Genomic DNA, 15,248 nt, shown 5'->3' with positions numbered 1-15,248 from the left:
CCGGGCGCGGTCAATGTGGGAGCCGGGCTTGCCCGCGATGCAGGCGACTCGGTGTATTTGCTGAATCGAGGGGATGCCATCGTAGGCAAGCCAGCTCCCACATAAACCGTGCGCGCTTCAGGTTGCCGGAATGTTTAGGGCATCAGTACGGCGCGGCGGGCGTCGCCGAGAATGTCGACGCCATTGAGTACGAATTTCTGGGTGCGTACGTCGATGTCGATCACCGAAATGCCGTTATCCAAACGGTTGTAGGTGCGGCACGACAGCTCCAACGTGGTGAGCGCCTTTTCGCCCATTTTCAGCTTGGCTTCGCCCAGGGATTTCAACTTGCCGCCGACCGTGTGGTAGGTGAAATAGGTCTTGCCGTCCTGATCCTGACCGGCCTCACGCACGTTCAGCAGGATGTCGTCGCCCGTGCGTACGCCCAGGGCCAGCATGATTTCCGGGCCGGCCCCCTGCAGGATCAAGGTGGCATTGAGCACCTTGCCGCTCTTGGCCATTTCTTCAGCAATGAAGCGGCCACCGGACATGGCTTCCATATCGAATTCGATCTTCGGCGGGGTGAATTCCTCAACGGTCGCGGACAATGGCAGGCCTTGAAGGGTGGCCGCAATGGCCTGTCTGACTCGGTTGGTAAACATTAGAGAACGTCCTCCAGGAACTGCTCGATGATTTCATCGCGGGCGTTGAGTTGATAAACCATGTGTTCGTTCGGCGCGTAGCGGCCGTAGTCGATGACGATGAACCAGGTGCCGTTCTTGTACTTCTCGACGCTGTTCAATTCCGGGTGCAGGTACACGCTGCCGCCGGGGATGGTTTCGTCGGCGACCAGGGTTTGCAGCCAGTCGTTGATGCGCTTGACCTCCTGGTCCATGAAGGACTTGGTGAGGTTCTTGGCCATGGCTTTCTGCCCGGCCTTGACCAGCTTGCGGCTGATGGCGTCTTCCAGGCCGACGTAGCTGATGAACTTGCCGGTGAGGGAACGGTTACCCAGCAGCGAGAAGCCGCCGAGGATGGTGCGGGCGTAGTAGCTCACGCCATAGCGGTTGAGCAGGTCGCCTTCGGTGGAGGTGTCGAGGATGTTGTACTCGACCACGCGGGAAACGTCCTCAGCGAAGGTCACCTGATTGCCCGGGCTTTCCCACTGCTTGACCTTGGCCAGTGCGGCGATGGCCAGGGACGACGGCGACAGGAACACGTTTTTCTTCGCCGCCTTGGAGTACACCGACGGCATGTTGTGTACCAGCAGGCAGCGGTCGAAGCCGAGGTCGGCACCGCCCAGTTCACCGCTGTAGGTCACCTGGTCGGCAACACTGGCGTCTTTGCCATCAAGCACCACACGGGCCTTGATGCGCTTGCCGAAGGCAGCAAACTCGCTGGCCACGGCCTTGGTGCCGGTGAAGCCCGGGGCGCCAATGATGGTCAGGTCTTCAGGGACGCTGCTCAGGGCCGCCAGGCCCAGCTTGCGACCGGTGACGGGTTCGTTGCCGCCAATCACGTTGTTGAGGGTGTCGGCCGGGGTTGCGCCCTCCTCCACGATCACCACGTAGACCGGCACCTTCACCACTTTGAGGATCTGGTACACCGCTTGAAACAGCGTGCCCGACTCAGTGCCGGTGGGGTCCAGCAGCGCCTGGGTGGTGAAGCTGTTGATACGGAACGGCGCGTTTTTCGGGATCGACCCGTGGGCGTTCGGCGCGGTGCCGACCAGACCGATCACGTTATCGCCCAGGCCACCCATGGCCTCGGGGGATTCGGTGGCGTTGACGGTGATGCCGTTGTGCTCGAAGTTCAAAACCTCAGCCATGATTATTCAGCCTTCTTGGGGGTGGAGTTGAGGACGCTGGTCAGTTCCAGACGGCCGGCGGTGCGCAGCGCGGATGCTTCGACGTCCAGCAGTTCCAGTTCCTCGCCGGCGGTGGACCAGTGGCCACCCCCGATGGGGAATGGGATGAGGACGGTGTAGGTTTGGCGGGTGGGCATGGTGAAATTCTCCAGGTGGAAAACGCCAAAGCCCCTGCGGGAGGGGCTTTGGGAGGCGAAAAAAAACCGCTTTCGCGGTTATCAGTTATTTCAGGAAGTCGGGTTTGGATGGCCAGAGAACTGCGTCTGGATCTCCTCCCTGATCTGGAATATCACGCAGTTTCTGACGATACTCAGCAAATATGAGTTTATGGGTGTCTAGCATCGGATAGTCTGGCATTGCTGCATAATCACTCGCCGACAAGTCTTGATCTCTTGCGTTACGAATCATTTCCCACTTGATAATCGGATGAAGTTCAGCAGGTATAAATAGTGGTTTCATATTCTCTCCTCAGCCTAGAGCCAACATCGTTCCCCAATCACCTGGGTTGGTTACAACGCCTGTGCAAGCCCCTGCCAGCATCACCTCAACAACGCCAGTTGATGAGGTGCGCATCGGGTGCAGATGGTAATAAGTTCCAAACAATTCTGTAGGAGAAATTACACTGGAACACCAACGCCACTTGCCCTTTTCAACGCCATTGCTCCATGCTCCGGAAACGCTACCTTCCAAAAGACGCACGAACGCGCCTACGGTCAGGTAGGAGTTCTGCGGTACTGCACCAGAGCCATTCGCGAGCGCCATATCTACCGTGTAAGGGAACGCGAGCCAAGGACTAACTCCTGACACCGACCACTTCATTTGCCACAGATATACAAACGTACGCCAATAGTCGCTCGCCCTGATATCAAAGTTTGGATATTGCTCACGCACATCTGCCTGCACCTGAAGCAAGAAATCCACATCAGTTTGGGGGCGTCCGGCCGCTTGTGACACAGGGGTGATAGCTCGCAGCTTAGTGGGCGTCACTTCAGCATGAATCCCCCAATTTTCAATCAGTGTTCCGTCAGCATTGGGGGAAAGATTAAAGTTCTTACTGACCGCTAATCTTGGGAGTCTATTTTTCAACTCTGCCAATTGAGCGTCATACGCCAAGCGGGCATCCGCTATCGCCTTGTCAATTTCCCCGACTTTTCCGGTAACAACATTAGTCAAGCTATTTGCCGCGCTAACGACGGCAGAAAGTTGCTGTTCAATACTCAAAACAATGCTCCTAAACGCTTAGAAAGCGTCATTTAAAATCAATAAAAACGCTCTATTTTTTTTCGATTTCCATTACTCGAAATAGAACCCCTACACCGCGTGCCATATTGTCTATACTTGCGGCCGACAAGGCCGCAATCTCATCAGTCAATAGCACATTCAAGTTGTCACTCCCCACCACAATCGTCACGCTGTCCGCCGGCAACGGCGAAACATCCAACGTAAACTTTTGCAGTACCCGCGCCGCCGCCGCTTTATACGTCAGCAACTTCCCGGCCACGGCATACACCGCCAGCAAGGTTCCACTGGCGAGATAAAATCCGAACTCGCCAATCTCATACTCGCCGTCGCCGTCAAACAGCGCCGCCATCCTGAGCTGGTGATCGCCCAGGTCTTCGTAATCCACAATGGCGACCCGCTGGCGCTCATCGCGCAGGGCAACTTCAGTGCCGTCGGGGGTGTAGCGGCCGGTGCCGGCGCCGATGTGGGTGATTTCGCCTTTCAAGCCCTGGTTCTTTGCCTGCAGCACTTCATCCAATCCCTTGGAGGTGAAGCGCACCAGGCGCGTGATGTCATCTGTCATGGCTGCGCCCTGAGGTCGTAGTCGTTAATGGTGTAGTGCCGGGCGAGCCCGGTACTGTTAAGCCGGGCAGTCAGCGCCAATTCCGGCAACGCGCCGTCCAGATAAAACTCCCCGTCGCTTAACGGGGCATCGAGAACCTGTGTGAGCGCAAGCTGACCTTCGGTCTCGTGAACAATGGTGATCGTGGCCTGGTCCCGCTCGCTTTTCGCGGCGTTGACGCGGCGGATCAGCCGATTGTGATCACCACTGGACCAACTGCGCCCGATGATCGCCTGCACGTCGAAGGTATACGGCGTACCGATGGGGTGTTGCTGAAACCAGGCATGGATGTCGGGGGTAAAACCCAGTGACTCCACCGCATGGCTCAAGGCCTTGGGGGTGCCAGCCTGACGCTGGATCTGCCAGGACAGGGCCACGGTGAGTCGCTTTTCTGACTCGCTGGCATCGGCATCCCATTCGCTGACACCGCGATCGGCGGCCAGATAAGGAAGAAACTCGCTCGGGGTGTGCAGCGGGTTCATCAGCGCCGGAAACGGCGGCATGACCCGGTCGAGCAATACCCCAAAACCCAAATCCAACGCCTTTTCCAGCGGTGAACTGTTGGCCGGCAACAAACTCGCTTTGAGTTCACTCATAGCGTGCGCACCTCCACCTCGACACCCGTGCAATAAGGGGCCTCGAACGCCGAGCTGACAATCGGCTCCAGCGGTTCAAGGATCTGCAATTGCGCCGCGCCAGCACTGTGGATGGCATAGTCGATCCAGCTCGGGTCCACCCGCCCTTCCAGGCGATGGCAGGACTCGGCGTATGCCTGCAGCAGCTTTTGCGCGGCGACCTGGGTAAGTCCGGAATCCGGTCCGGCATTGATCTTCGCAACCACGCGGATTTTGTACGGCAGGATGTGCGCACCTTGCACACTGACCAGGTCGGTTTCCGGACGTACATCAGGCCGTGCGAAATGCCGTCGCACGCCGTCCAGCAAGTCGGCAGACGGTGTGCCATCGCCCTCCCGCGCCAGGACAGTGACCATGACCTCACCCGGTGCGGTTCGCCGCCCATTGCCATCCTTGACCCGAACCGCATACCCGTCCGGATCGAAGGTATACGTGACCGTGACCACGCCCGGTGTCGCGCTCTGCACATTCACCGCCGGCCGTTCGCCGAGGGTGAACACTTCGCGGCGGTACTGCATGCGTGAGCCGGCGGCCGGGGCGTGGGGAGCGAGGTAGTAGCGCAGCCTGGCGTCGTCGTCGCTTTCCAGGGTCGGCGGCACCGGCGGGAAAGCGGCCGGGTCGCCGGGGTCCAGCACCTGGCGTTCCAGGCCCATATCGGCCAGGCGTGCATCCAGGTTGCTGCCGGTGGCCCACCACGCCAGCATCTGCTTGATGCGGGCGTTGTATTTGCGCTCATGGGTTTGCAGACGCACGCAAAAGGCTTCCAGGGCCAGGGTCAGCAGTTCGCTTTCGTTGTCGAGGCTGACCTTGAGTTTGGCCGCGCTTTGCGGCGCGCGGGTGGCCACATAATCCACCACGAACGCCTTGAATTCGGCCAGCAAGGGTTCGAACTCGTCCACCGCAATGATGGCCGGTTCCGCCAGCTGGTTCTGGCCTGGGATCAGCATGCTCATGTCACGACCTCGAAGGTTTGTTGGCGGTTTTTCCAGGTGCCCGAGAAGCGCAGCAACAAGCCGGCACCCTGGCGAGTGGCGACGATGACCTGGGGTTGAAAGTCGCCGATGCCGTTCTGGGCGTTGTAGAACGCCTGGGCGGCGTGGCTCTGCGCAAGAATCAGCAGGTCATCGCCAAGGTTCTGGCCCAGCAGTTGCGGCACCCGCGAGCCGTACAACGGACGCTTCTGGCGAGTGCCCAAGGGAGTGGTGAGCGCTCGGGTGGCGCGCTGCACGAATTGCAGCCAGTCATCGACGGCTGCCCCGCTGTTTCGGTCGATACCGATCATGGGATGTCCTTATCGGGGGCTGATGAGGCGCCCTTGGTGGTCCACCACCGGGCCACTGAAATGGGCACCACCGGCGTCAAGCAACAACGCGGTGCCGCCGATTTGCAGCGCGATGCTCTGGGCGCTGAGGATCAGGCTGGCGGCGCCGACTCGGGCCTCGATCTGTTCGCGCGAACCGGTAAAGGTGGTCGGGCCGTTGACCCAGTTGAACGTGTGGCTGGCGTCGTCGTAGTCGCTCTGCGTACCGTCCTGATGGCGGCGCCGGGTTAAAGACGCAACGCTGGAGACTGGCGGAAACAGACTGCTGTTGAGGCCGAACAAGGCCACGGACTGCGCACCTCCTTCGCCGCCGCCGTAGTTGAGCAACAGGCACTGCTCACCCACCGATGGAATGCGCGTTTCGGTTTGCGCACCGGCGCTGGGATTGAAAAAGCGGATAGCCGGCGTGACCAGATCGCCATGGCTGACCTTGCAGGTATTGGCGGCAGCATCGACCTGCTGGCAAACGCCGATTCGGCAGAAACTGTCGGCACGTCGATACAGGTCTTCGAGTTGGGCTTCCATTTCTGCCAGACGCTCGACAATCGGCCCCAGTTGCATGCGTAAGAGCGCGTCGAACATGAGTTACTCCGCCAGTGGCTTGTATTGGTCAGGGTCGTTGATGTTGGTGACTTCCCAGGTGCGGGCAAACAAGGGTTGGCCTGTAGGGTCGTTGAGCAACACCGGTCCGATGTAGAGGGTTTGGGTGAAGGAAACAGTCCAGGTGTCGTAGTCCGTTCCTGCACCGGTCCGCGAAGACGGAGTGGCAACGATGTTCGTCGGCAAATCACACTGCGCCTGGGGCAGGCCCCAGCGGTTGTCCAGCACCAGGTCCATCAGTTGACTGGCCAGGTCGCAGGCATCGAACGGCAAGGCACCCGCAGCAACCATGGCCTTGAGTGAAATGGCCAGGGCGTGCGCCTTGCGCCCTTCGGGCGAGCGGATGCCGGGGCCATTGCCCTCGACCGTGACCAGCACGCCGGTGTTTACACCGCCCTCCTGAAAGTCCTGATGGCTGCCGATTTTCAGGTCGGGAAAGGCAACATGCAGCGCCTGGCCGATGGCTTGCGGCAATTGGGATGGTTTTTCGATGAACGTCATGTCAGTGGCTTCCTTGCAGCAATTAACGCGGATCCTGGCGCGGGCCTTCGTTGATCCCGATACGTTTGGCCGCCCAGCGCTCGTAGAGCCCGATGGCGGCGTCGGCGCCGGCCATGGCGGTCAGGCAGCCGATGGCGCCGGCCGTCCAGATCGACATGCCGGCGGCGTAACACAGCATCAGGGCTGAAACGCCGCAGACCATGCAGGCCCCGGAGCGCAGCGCCAGGCGCCGAATCAGCGACCAGCCACGGGCGCCTTCCTTGTCGGCACGCCACATTTCGCCGGATACACCGCCGATCACCGCCAATATGATGACCAGCCAGATAGGCATTTCCGCTAACGCCTGTTGTTCGTTTGTCATGTCACGCCTCCTGGCTGAGCACTGGATAGTCCGTTTTTCATTCGCATATAGTTCGATGGGTAGGCATTCCAAAAAGCCCGGTCGCCCGGGCTTTTCAGTAATGCTGTCCGCGGACTTTCGGCGCTACTGGCGCGGTACGGTCCTTTCCTCATTGTTTTTCCGACCACGATCCCTGTCTGCCGGATAACTGCTTCTGGTGCTTTACGCTGCACACCCGGGTCAGTTGCCAACCCTCTGAACCATTAAGGCCGGTTCATCGCTGCCTGTTTTTGAAGCGGTACCCCTAAAGAGCGTCGGCATCCTTGCCGGTGTTGCCTGGCTTCCCTGCCATCGCTTCGATGGCATCCTTGCCGATGTTGCGTGCCTTCCTTGTCTTCCCTGGCGGCATCCTTGCCGCCTCCACCAGACCTTGTTGGCTGGCTTGAGGTGAAGAATATGCATGTATGCATATACAGTCAATGCATAAATGCATTTATTTTTCTAATTAAATGCATGAACGCATTTTCAGCCAGGACGGCCTGGGGCTTGAGGCGTTTTGCAGGCGAAAAAAAACCTGCTCGTTGGCAGGTTTTGTCTTACAGAGGAAGGTTAGCGAGCGTACATGCCCCACCAGAACACATGACCGAGGATGCTGATCTGCTCGTCCTGTATATCCTGGAAGCTATAGTCCTCGTCCGGGTGCTCATCGCGATTGAAGCTGCGCAGGCGAATCCCGGAAGGCAGGCGATAGAGCTGTTTAACCCGTAATTGCCCGTTGTGATTGATTGCATACAGGTCGCCGTCAACGATATCGCCAATGCCACTCTTGCCTGCATTCACCCCGACCGTGGCGCCATCACGCAACACCGGCAACATGCTGTTGCCACGCACCGTCACACACTTGGCCTGGTCGAATTGCACACCGTTATGCCGCAGGCTGCGCTTGCCGAACCGCAGGCTGGCCTTTTCGCTTTCCTCGATGACGAATCTTCCTGATCCAGCAGCCAATTCAACCTCACGCAGAAAGGGGATCGACACCTCATCGTCATTCACGGGGGTGTCGTCGTCCCACAAGCTTATGTCCTTGAGTTCCGAATGCATCGGGTCGCGTTCTTCGTCCCGCTGAGCGCCTACGGCCGCGCGTCCGCGCAACTGATCGGTGCTGACGCGAAAGTACTCGGCAATGCGGGAAATGTGCTTGTCCGACGGGTCAACGATCTTGCCGCTGAGGATCCGGGACAGGGTGGATTGAGGCACACCAGTACGCCGGTGAAGCTCCGTGGGGGAGATCCGGTCGCGATCCAGCAGCTCTTTGAGGACGATTGAAACATTGCGTTTTTGCATAACGGCAGATAGTGCCGAGAGATTCAGCGCTTGGCAAATGCTGATTTGCATATTTTATGCGTTATGGCCGAATCGTGATCCCGCATTCCGATAATGCGGCGCGTGAAAGCGGTTATCGTCACTTTGATGTGCTAATCAAAAAGCATCTGACGTCGAAAACGCTCACAGATCAGAAATGCCCCAGGGCCAGAGACCGCGAATATCCATTCTCAGCCTCGCCGGTTACCGCAGTTATTGCGCTCGGTCTGGAAGTGAATACAGCTTCCAAACCGAGCGCGATTCCTGTGCTTGGCCAGGCATGCACATCGCGGCTAACGAACGTTTTTATCCAGAAACTCACGAATCACCGGAATGATTTCCCGGCCGTGGGTTTCCAGCGCGAAGTGCCCCGTGTCGTAAAAACGTATATCCGCCTTGGGCAGATCGCGCTTCCACGCCTGTGCCCCGGCCGGCAGGAAGAACGGATCGTTTTTCCCCCACACCGCCAGCAGCGGTGGCTGGTACTCGCGAAAGTACGCCTGGAACGCGGGGTACATGGCCACGTTCGAGGCGTAATCCAGCAACAGGTCCAACTGAATGTCCGCATTGCCCGGCTTCGTGACTTGCAGCCCTTCCAGGGTATAGCCGTCCGGCGACACCGTGCTCTTGTCGGCCACCCCTTCAAGGTATTGCCACTTGATGGAAGCCGGTGTCGGGAAGTCATGCAGCGCGTCGCGGTTCTGTTGCGTCGGTGCGTGCCAGTACTTCTGGATAGGCGCCCAGCTGTCGCCCAAACCTTCCTCATACGCGTTGCCGTTCTGCGAAATGATCGCCGTGACTCGCTCCGGATGGGCGACCGCAAGACGCCATCCCACCGGCGCGCCGTAGTCGTGAACCATGAGCGCGTACTTCTGGAGCTTGAGCTGCTCGGTGAACTGGCCGACGGTCTTCGCCAGTTGGCTGAACGTGTAGGGATAGTCGCCCCGCGCAGGCGCTTCGGTAAAGCCGAACGCCGGCAGGTCTGGCGCAATCACGTGATAGCGATCGGCGAGTTCGGGAATCAGGTCGCGAAACATGAACGATGAAGCGGCGAAACCGTGAAGCAATAGCACCGTCGGTGCGCTGGGGTTGCCTGCCTCGCGGTAGAACACTTTCACATCACCTACTTGCTCGTAGCGGTGATGAACCTGGCGCGTTGCATCGGCGGCTTGCGCGCCGCCTGCCAACAGGGAAGCCGCGAGCGCGGCAGCGGCAATGGGTTTGGACGATGTCATGACGATCTCCTTGTAACCGTTAAATTTGAGGTTTGAAGGTTACGTAGGATTTTGGTAACCTGTCAAACATATTTTATGAGTTACAAAAAATGATGACCTCGACCCCTACCGCCTCCGGCGCGCTCTTCCTGGCTGACAACCTCGCCCTCGACTTCATCAACAGTGAGTACGGCGTGGGCGAGCAACAGCATGACTGCCTCAGCGATGATCAAAGCGTTATGAATTGGCTCAAGATGGCAGGGCTGTTGCCGGAGAACGCTCAACTGCAAGCGCCCGAGGGCCTGCTCGCCGAAGCACGCCAACTGCGTGACGCTGCAAGGGCGCTGGTGAACGCTGCAATGAATGGCGTTGCGGTGGATCTCGGCGTGATCAACCAGGTGCTTGAGGCAGGTCGCCCGTTCAGCAGGCTGGAATGGGAGAGCCAGGCGCAGGGATATCAGCTGGGCGTTCACCGAACGGACAACAGCCCGGAAAGCTTGCTGTGGCCGATAGCCGATGCGTTGGTGAATGTGGTGACGGGCGACAAGTTTGAATTCGTACGCCAGTGCGAGGCGCATGACTGCATTCTGCTCTTCCACGACTTGAGCAAATCCCACCGTCGCCGCTGGTGCAGCATGGCGACCTGCGGCAATCGCATGAAAGTGGCGGCGTTCCGGTCGAGGAAAAAACCTGACTAAGCGCCAAAAAGGGCGCGGCGCATTTGAATAAGTGCATCGTCCTCCTTTTGTGTTTTACCTGGCCGTTTGCAACCTGCGAACCCCCGACCTCGCGTGTTAACCTTGCGCCCATCGCAATAAATGCTGGGCCAAGCGCCCCTTTGCCCCACCACTTTCAACGAATTTGCCTACTATCCAATGAGTAAAAACAGCTCCGATCTGTCTTCCCACACCCCAATGATGCAGCAGTACTGGCGCCTGAAAAACCAGCACCCTGATCAGTTGATGTTCTATCGCATGGGCGACTTCTACGAAATCTTCTACGAAGACGCGAAGAAGGCCGCCAAGCTGCTGGACATCACCCTGACAGCGCGAGGGCAATCGGCGGGGCAGTCGATTCCGATGTGCGGGATTCCTTACCATTCGTTGGAAGGCTATCTGGTCAAGCTGGTCAAGCTGGGCGAGTCAGTGGTGATCTGTGAGCAGATCGGCGATCCGGCCACCAGCAAAGGGCCAGTGGAACGTCAGGTGGTGCGCATCATTACGCCGGGTACGGTGAGTGATGAGGCGCTGCTGGATGAGCGGCGCGATAACCTGATCGCGGCGGTGCTGGGTGACGAGCGTCTGTTCGGGCTTTCGGTGCTGGATATCACCAGCGGCAATTTCAGCGTGCTGGAGATCAAGGGCTGGGAGAATCTGCTGGCGGAGCTTGAGCGCATCAATCCGGTGGAATTGCTGATCCCGGATGACTGGCCCAAAGACCTGCCGGCGGAAAAGCGCCGTGGGACCAAGCGTCGCGCGCCGTGGGATTTTGAGCGTGACTCGGCGCTGAAAAGTCTGTGCCAGCAATTCTCGGTGCAGGACCTTAAAGGCTTCGGCTGTGAAACCCTGACCCTCGCCATTGGCGCGGCCGGTTGCCTGCTCAGCTATGCCAGGGAAACCCAGCGCACCGCCCTGCCGCACTTGCGCAGTCTGCGTCATGAGCGGCTGGACGATACCGTGGTGCTGGACGGCGCCAGCCGTCGCAATCTGGAGCTGGACACCAACCTCAGCGGCGGACGTGACAACACCCTGCAATCGGTGGTCGACCGTTGCCAGACCGCCATGGGCAGCCGCTTGCTGACCCGCTGGCTGAACCGTCCGCTGCGGGATTTGCGCGTGCTGCAAGCGCGGCAGACGTCCATCACCTGCCTGCTGGACGGCTATCGCTTTGAAAAGCTGCAGCCGCAACTCAAGGAAATCGGTGATATCGAGCGCATCCTCGCGCGCATCGGCCTGCGTAATGCGCGGCCCCGTGACCTGGCGCGACTGCGTGATGCCTTGAGCGCGCTGCCGCAGTTGCAGGAGGCGATGACCGAACTGGACACGCCGCACCTGCAACAGTTGGCGGTGACGGCCGGTACGTACCCGGATCTGGCCGCGCTGCTGGAAAAGGCCATTATCGACAACCCGCCCGCCATCATCCGTGACGGTGGCGTGCTCAAGACCGGCTACGACAGCGAGCTGGACGAGCTGCAATCCTTGAGCGAAAACGCCGGTCAGTTCCTGATCGATCTGGAAGCCCGCGAAAAAGCGCGCACGGGCCTGGCCAACCTGAAAGTCGGCTACAACCGCGTGCACGGCTACTTTATCGAGTTGCCAAGCAAGCAGGCCGAATCGGCCCCCATCGACTATCAGCGTCGCCAGACCCTTAAAGGGGCCGAGCGCTTTATCACCCCTGAGCTCAAGGAATTCGAAGACAAGGCGCTGTCGGCCAAGAGCCGCGCCCTTGCGCGGGAAAAAATGCTCTATGAGGCCCTGCTCGAAGACCTGATCAGCCGCCTGGCGCCCCTGCAGGACACCGCGGCCGCCCTGGCGGAGCTGGATGTGCTGAGCAATCTGGCCGAGCGTGCGCTGAACCTGGACTTGAACTGCCCGCGTTTTGTCAGCGAGCCGTGCATGCGCATCGTGCAGGGTCGCCATCCGGTGGTGGAGCAGGTATTGACTACCCCGTTCGTGGCCAACGACCTGGCGCTGGATGACGATACCCGCATGTTGGTGATCACCGGTCCCAACATGGGTGGTAAATCCACTTACATGCGTCAGACCGCTTTGATTGTATTGCTGGCGCATATCGGCAGCTTTGTGCCGGCGGCGAGCTGTGAGTTGTCGCTGGTGGACCGCATTTTCACGCGGATTGGTTCCAGCGATGACCTGGCCGGTGGCCGTTCGACCTTCATGGTGGAGATGAGCGAAACCGCCAACATCCTGCACAACGCCACCGAGCGCAGCCTGGTGCTGATGGACGAAGTCGGACGCGGCACCAGCACCTTCGACGGCCTGTCCCTGGCCTGGGCGGCTGCCGAGCGCCTGGCGCACCTGCGTGCCTATACGCTGTTTGCCACCCACTATTTCGAACTGACGGTACTGCCGGAAAGCGAGCCGCTGGTGGCCAACGTGCACCTTAACGCCACTGAGCACAACGAGCGTATCGTGTTCCTGCACCATGTGCTGCCAGGCCCGGCCAGCCAGAGCTACGGCCTGGCCGTGGCACAACTGGCCGGCGTGCCGGGCGACGTAATCACCCGCGCCCGCGAGCACCTCAGCCGTCTGGAAACCACGGCGCTGCCCCACGAAAACGTGGTGGCCAGCCCCGCCAAGGCCAGCAGGAAACCCGCCGCACCGCATCAGAGCGATATGTTCGCCAGTTTGCCCCACCCGGTGCTGGACGAACTGGCCAAACTCGATATCGATGACCTGACGCCGCGCAAAGCGCTCGAAATGTTATATGCACTGAAGACTCGGATATAACGCAGACGCTTGCAAGCTGGTAGACTCTCGCGCGGTTTGGGATGCTGCAGGCTCTTAGCCTGGCCTGCAGACTATCGCTCCCGAACCTCGCGAGCCCCGCCACAAGGGGTTTCGCTGCCGCCGCCTGAGGAGAGAATTAGAAATGACCTTCGTCGTCACCGACAACTGCATCAAGTGCAAGTACACCGACTGCGTAGAAGTGTGTCCGGTGGACTGCTTCTACGAAGGCCCGAACTTCCTGGTCATCCACCCGGACGAGTGCATTGACTGCGCCCTGTGTGAGCCTGAATGCCCGGCCGTCGCGATTTTCTCCGAGGATGAAATTCCGGCAGGTATGGAAAACTTCATTCAATTGAATGTCGAGCTGGCGGAGATCTGGCCAAACATCACCGAAAAGAAAGACTCGCTGCCGGACGCGGCCGAGTGGGACGGCAAGACAGGCAAGATCGAATTCCTGGAGCGCTGAAACGCACCACCGCCCCAATAAAAAAGGCCCTTTGCGGGCCTTTTTTGCATTCCAGGGCAGGTATTTCACTTTTCTGCAGGCGAAAAAAAGGGGCGGTATGACCCGCCCACATTTCTTCCCTGTCCCTGTATTCCTTTTTCATCGTCCTGATGAATCGCATCCTGCGACGTTCCTTCAAACCACCGTTCCTTGATGGCCGTGTCATTCCGTGGACACAGGGCTGATGTTAAAGAGTTCCAAGGGATGTTCAACCGGATACTACGGAGCTCCTGACAGGTGCTGGAGTCCAAGACTCTATAAATAATTGTTGTTTTTCAAAAGGATAGAAAAATCTCGCAGCGATTCAAGGCAGACATGGCGAGCAAAAAAACCAAACACTTACGGAAAAGTAAGCCAATGCTTACATCAGCGATTGCGTAAAAGCGCAAGGACACGCTTGAAGCGTAGTTTTGCAGGCGCGAGCACGCTCGCCCCTGCAGTGTGAGGATCAGTCGTCGCTGACCGTAATGGTCGGCATTGCCGGCGCTGCCGCTTCCTGCAATACGATGCGCGCCCCGACATGACGCGCCAGTTCCTGATAAACCATCGCGATCTGGCCATCGGGTTCTGCTGCCACGGTGGGTTTGCCGCCGTCGGCCTGCTCGCGAATGCTCATCGACAGCGGCAACGAGGCCAGCAGCTCGACGTCGTATTGGCTCGCCAGCTTTTCACCACCGCCTTCGCCAAACAGATGCTCGGCATGCCCGCAGTTGGAACAGATGTGCACGGCCATGTTTTCCACCACACCCAGTACCGGGATGTTGACCTTGCGGAACATCTCCACGCCCTTCCTGGCGTCAAGCAGCGCCAGGTCCTGGGGGGTGGTGACGATGACCGAGCCGGCCACCGGGACTTTTTGCGCCAGGGTCAACTGGATATCACCCGTGCCGGGTGGCATGTCGATCACCAGGTAGTCCAGGTCGCCCCAGGCGGTCTGGGTGACCAATTGCAATAACGCACCCGACACCATCGGCCCGCGCCACACCATCGGCGTGTTGTCATCGGTGAGAAAGGCCATGGACATGACTTCCACACCCAGAGACTCGATCGGCACGAACCACTTCTGGTCCTTGACCTTCGGCCGCGTGCCTTCGGCGATACCGAACATCACGCCCTGGCTGGGGCCGTAGATATCCGCGTCGAGAATGCCCACCCGCGCGCCCTCACGTGCCAGGGCCAGGGCCAGGTTGGCGGCCGTGGTCGATTTGCCTACGCCGCCCTTGCCGGACGCTACGGCGATCACGTTCTTGACGTTGGCCAGGCCAGGAATCTGCGCCTGGGCCTTGTGCGGCGCGATCACGCATTGAATGTCGACCGTGGCTGTACGCACGCCGTCCAGGCCTTCGATGGCCATCTGCAGCATCTGCGCCCAGCCGCGCTTGAACAGGCCTGCGGCATAGCCCAGTTCCAACTCAACGGTTACCTGGTCACCCTGGACCTCGATGGCGCGTACGCAACCGGCACTCACCGGATCCTGGTTCAAATAGGGGTCGGTGTACTGGCGAAGAACGGCTTCCACCGCTGCGCGATTGACGGCGCTCATGGGCTACTCCCGAAAAAGGACTGACTGAAACAGGCGGCTATCCTAACCGTTCCGCTCGCTCAACGGCATGC

18 protein-coding genes are annotated in these 15,248 nt (G+C 59.4%); 3 read left to right on the top strand and 15 right to left on the bottom strand.

The features are described from left to right. Nucleotides 1-134: 134 nt before the first annotated feature. From RHM60_RS22240 to RHM60_RS22175, 14 genes are all read right to left on the bottom strand, one after another. On the bottom strand, nucleotides 135-641 hold the full coding sequence (locus tag RHM60_RS22240) for a phage major tail tube protein (protein WP_209989341.1): 507 nt from the start codon (nucleotides 639-641) through the stop codon (nucleotides 135-137). Further along, a complete protein-coding gene (locus RHM60_RS22235) occupies nucleotides 641-1,807 on the bottom strand; it encodes a phage tail protein (RefSeq protein ID WP_209989338.1) in 1,167 nt (388 codons plus the stop codon). The genes RHM60_RS22240 and RHM60_RS22235 overlap by 1 nt, the downstream gene beginning before the upstream one ends. Before the next feature lie 2 nt (nucleotides 1,808-1,809). Continuing rightward, nucleotides 1,810-1,983, bottom strand: coding sequence for a hypothetical protein (locus RHM60_RS22230; RefSeq protein WP_169793791.1), 174 nt, complete (start codon nucleotides 1,981-1,983; stop codon nucleotides 1,810-1,812). 85 nt (nucleotides 1,984-2,068) lie between these two features. Next, nucleotides 2,069-2,305 (bottom strand): tail fiber assembly protein, encoded by a 237-nt coding sequence (locus RHM60_RS22225; protein WP_231421867.1) that lies wholly within the window; start codon nucleotides 2,303-2,305, stop codon nucleotides 2,069-2,071. A gap of 9 nt (nucleotides 2,306-2,314) precedes the next feature. Continuing rightward, nucleotides 2,315-3,067 (bottom strand): hypothetical protein, encoded by a 753-nt coding sequence (locus RHM60_RS22220; protein WP_231421866.1) that lies wholly within the window; start codon nucleotides 3,065-3,067, stop codon nucleotides 2,315-2,317. A 52-nt stretch (nucleotides 3,068-3,119) separates the two neighbouring features. Next, complete coding sequence (locus tag RHM60_RS22215) at nucleotides 3,120-3,650, bottom strand: phage tail protein (RefSeq protein WP_231421865.1); 531 nt, start codon at nucleotides 3,648-3,650, stop codon at nucleotides 3,120-3,122. After that, nucleotides 3,647-4,285 (bottom strand): phage tail protein I, encoded by a 639-nt coding sequence (locus tag RHM60_RS22210; RefSeq protein ID WP_322212807.1) that lies wholly within the window; start codon nucleotides 4,283-4,285, stop codon nucleotides 3,647-3,649. The genes RHM60_RS22215 and RHM60_RS22210 overlap by 4 nt, the downstream gene beginning before the upstream one ends. Continuing rightward, the gene (locus RHM60_RS22205; protein ID WP_231421864.1) at nucleotides 4,282-5,277 is read right to left on the bottom strand and encodes a baseplate J/gp47 family protein; all 996 of its coding nucleotides are present in this window, start codon (nucleotides 5,275-5,277) and stop codon (nucleotides 4,282-4,284) included. Before RHM60_RS22205 ends, RHM60_RS22210 begins: the two co-directional genes overlap by 4 nt. Further along, a complete protein-coding gene (locus tag RHM60_RS22200) occupies nucleotides 5,274-5,606 on the bottom strand; it encodes a hypothetical protein (RefSeq protein ID WP_015371360.1) in 333 nt (110 codons plus the stop codon). The genes RHM60_RS22205 and RHM60_RS22200 overlap by 4 nt, the downstream gene beginning before the upstream one ends. Before the next feature lie 9 nt (nucleotides 5,607-5,615). After that, on the bottom strand, nucleotides 5,616-6,227 hold the full coding sequence (locus tag RHM60_RS22195; RefSeq protein ID WP_322212805.1) for a phage baseplate assembly protein V: 612 nt from the start codon (nucleotides 6,225-6,227) through the stop codon (nucleotides 5,616-5,618). 3 nt (nucleotides 6,228-6,230) lie between these two features. Continuing rightward, nucleotides 6,231-6,746, bottom strand: a complete 516-nt coding sequence (locus RHM60_RS22190; protein ID WP_209989319.1) for a hypothetical protein — start codon at nucleotides 6,744-6,746, stop codon at nucleotides 6,231-6,233. A gap of 22 nt (nucleotides 6,747-6,768) precedes the next feature. Then, a complete protein-coding gene (locus RHM60_RS22185) occupies nucleotides 6,769-7,107 on the bottom strand; it encodes a phage holin family protein (protein ID WP_003231384.1) in 339 nt (112 codons plus the stop codon). A gap of 588 nt (nucleotides 7,108-7,695) precedes the next feature. Further along, nucleotides 7,696-8,430 carry a LexA family transcriptional regulator gene (locus RHM60_RS22180; protein ID WP_209990705.1) on the bottom strand — a complete coding sequence of 245 codons (735 nt, stop codon included), beginning with the start codon at nucleotides 8,428-8,430 and terminating at the stop codon, nucleotides 7,696-7,698. A gap of 311 nt (nucleotides 8,431-8,741) precedes the next feature. After that, nucleotides 8,742-9,683, bottom strand: coding sequence for an alpha/beta hydrolase (locus tag RHM60_RS22175; RefSeq protein WP_322212802.1), 942 nt, complete (start codon nucleotides 9,681-9,683; stop codon nucleotides 8,742-8,744). An 89-nt stretch (nucleotides 9,684-9,772) separates the two neighbouring features. Between RHM60_RS22175 and RHM60_RS22170 the strand changes: the two genes are divergently transcribed. The 3 genes from RHM60_RS22170 to fdxA all read left to right on the top strand — a co-directional run bounded on the left by RHM60_RS22170 (nucleotide 9,773) and on the right by fdxA (nucleotide 13,595). After that, a complete protein-coding gene (locus RHM60_RS22170) occupies nucleotides 9,773-10,360 on the top strand; it encodes a CGNR zinc finger domain-containing protein (protein WP_322212800.1) in 588 nt (195 codons plus the stop codon). Between the two features lie 177 nt (nucleotides 10,361-10,537). Continuing rightward, nucleotides 10,538-13,129, top strand: a complete 2,592-nt coding sequence (gene mutS / locus RHM60_RS22165) for a DNA mismatch repair protein MutS (RefSeq protein ID WP_322212799.1) — start codon at nucleotides 10,538-10,540, stop codon at nucleotides 13,127-13,129. Nucleotides 13,130-13,271: 142 nt separating this feature from the next. Beyond that, nucleotides 13,272-13,595: a ferredoxin FdxA gene (gene fdxA / locus RHM60_RS22160; protein ID WP_057007697.1), complete on the top strand. Its 324-nt coding sequence runs from the start codon at nucleotides 13,272-13,274 to the stop codon at nucleotides 13,593-13,595. Between the two features lie 487 nt (nucleotides 13,596-14,082). Here the strand turns inward: fdxA and apbC are convergent, their stop codons facing one another. Further along, complete coding sequence (apbC, locus tag RHM60_RS22155) at nucleotides 14,083-15,177, bottom strand: iron-sulfur cluster carrier protein ApbC (protein WP_209989310.1); 1,095 nt, start codon at nucleotides 15,175-15,177, stop codon at nucleotides 14,083-14,085. Nucleotides 15,178-15,248 lie beyond the last annotated feature (71 nt).

This window comes from Pseudomonas sp. MH9.3 (assembly GCF_034354675.1).
Classification (GTDB): Bacteria; Pseudomonadota; Gammaproteobacteria; order Pseudomonadales; family Pseudomonadaceae; genus Aquipseudomonas.
This window is presented reverse-complemented; position numbering and strand designations above follow the sequence as displayed.

What these genes read in the sequence shown, in the direction of transcription:
- RHM60_RS22175 (WP_322212802.1), bottom strand. Translation starts at nt 9,683, where the DNA reads ATGACATCGTCCAAACCCATTGCCGCTGCCGCGCTCGCGGCTTCCCTG.
- RHM60_RS22215 (WP_231421865.1), bottom strand. Translation starts at nt 3,650, where the DNA reads ATGACAGATGACATCACGCGCCTGGTGCGCTTCACCTCCAAGGGATTG.
- RHM60_RS22210 (WP_322212807.1), bottom strand. Translation starts at nt 4,285, where the DNA reads ATGAGTGAACTCAAAGCGAGTTTGTTGCCGGCCAACAGTTCACCGCTG.
- RHM60_RS22190 (WP_209989319.1), bottom strand. Translation starts at nt 6,746, where the DNA reads ATGACGTTCATCGAAAAACCATCCCAATTGCCGCAAGCCATCGGCCAG.
- apbC (WP_209989310.1), bottom strand. Translation starts at nt 15,177, where the DNA reads ATGAGCGCCGTCAATCGCGCAGCGGTGGAAGCCGTTCTTCGCCAGTAC.
- mutS (WP_322212799.1), top strand. Translation starts at nt 10,538, where the DNA reads ATGAGTAAAAACAGCTCCGATCTGTCTTCCCACACCCCAATGATGCAG.
- RHM60_RS22230 (WP_169793791.1), bottom strand. Translation starts at nt 1,983, where the DNA reads ATGCCCACCCGCCAAACCTACACCGTCCTCATCCCATTCCCCATCGGG.
- RHM60_RS22225 (WP_231421867.1), bottom strand. Translation starts at nt 2,305, where the DNA reads ATGAAACCACTATTTATACCTGCTGAACTTCATCCGATTATCAAGTGG.
- RHM60_RS22235 (WP_209989338.1), bottom strand. Translation starts at nt 1,807, where the DNA reads ATGGCTGAGGTTTTGAACTTCGAGCACAACGGCATCACCGTCAACGCC.
- RHM60_RS22205 (WP_231421864.1), bottom strand. Translation starts at nt 5,277, where the DNA reads ATGAGCATGCTGATCCCAGGCCAGAACCAGCTGGCGGAACCGGCCATC.
- RHM60_RS22170 (WP_322212800.1), top strand. Translation starts at nt 9,773, where the DNA reads ATGATGACCTCGACCCCTACCGCCTCCGGCGCGCTCTTCCTGGCTGAC.
- fdxA (WP_057007697.1), top strand. Translation starts at nt 13,272, where the DNA reads ATGACCTTCGTCGTCACCGACAACTGCATCAAGTGCAAGTACACCGAC.
- RHM60_RS22200 (WP_015371360.1), bottom strand. Translation starts at nt 5,606, where the DNA reads ATGATCGGTATCGACCGAAACAGCGGGGCAGCCGTCGATGACTGGCTG.
- RHM60_RS22185 (WP_003231384.1), bottom strand. Translation starts at nt 7,107, where the DNA reads ATGACAAACGAACAACAGGCGTTAGCGGAAATGCCTATCTGGCTGGTC.
- RHM60_RS22240 (WP_209989341.1), bottom strand. Translation starts at nt 641, where the DNA reads ATGTTTACCAACCGAGTCAGACAGGCCATTGCGGCCACCCTTCAAGGC.
- RHM60_RS22180 (WP_209990705.1), bottom strand. Translation starts at nt 8,430, where the DNA reads ATGCAAAAACGCAATGTTTCAATCGTCCTCAAAGAGCTGCTGGATCGC.
- RHM60_RS22195 (WP_322212805.1), bottom strand. Translation starts at nt 6,227, where the DNA reads ATGTTCGACGCGCTCTTACGCATGCAACTGGGGCCGATTGTCGAGCGT.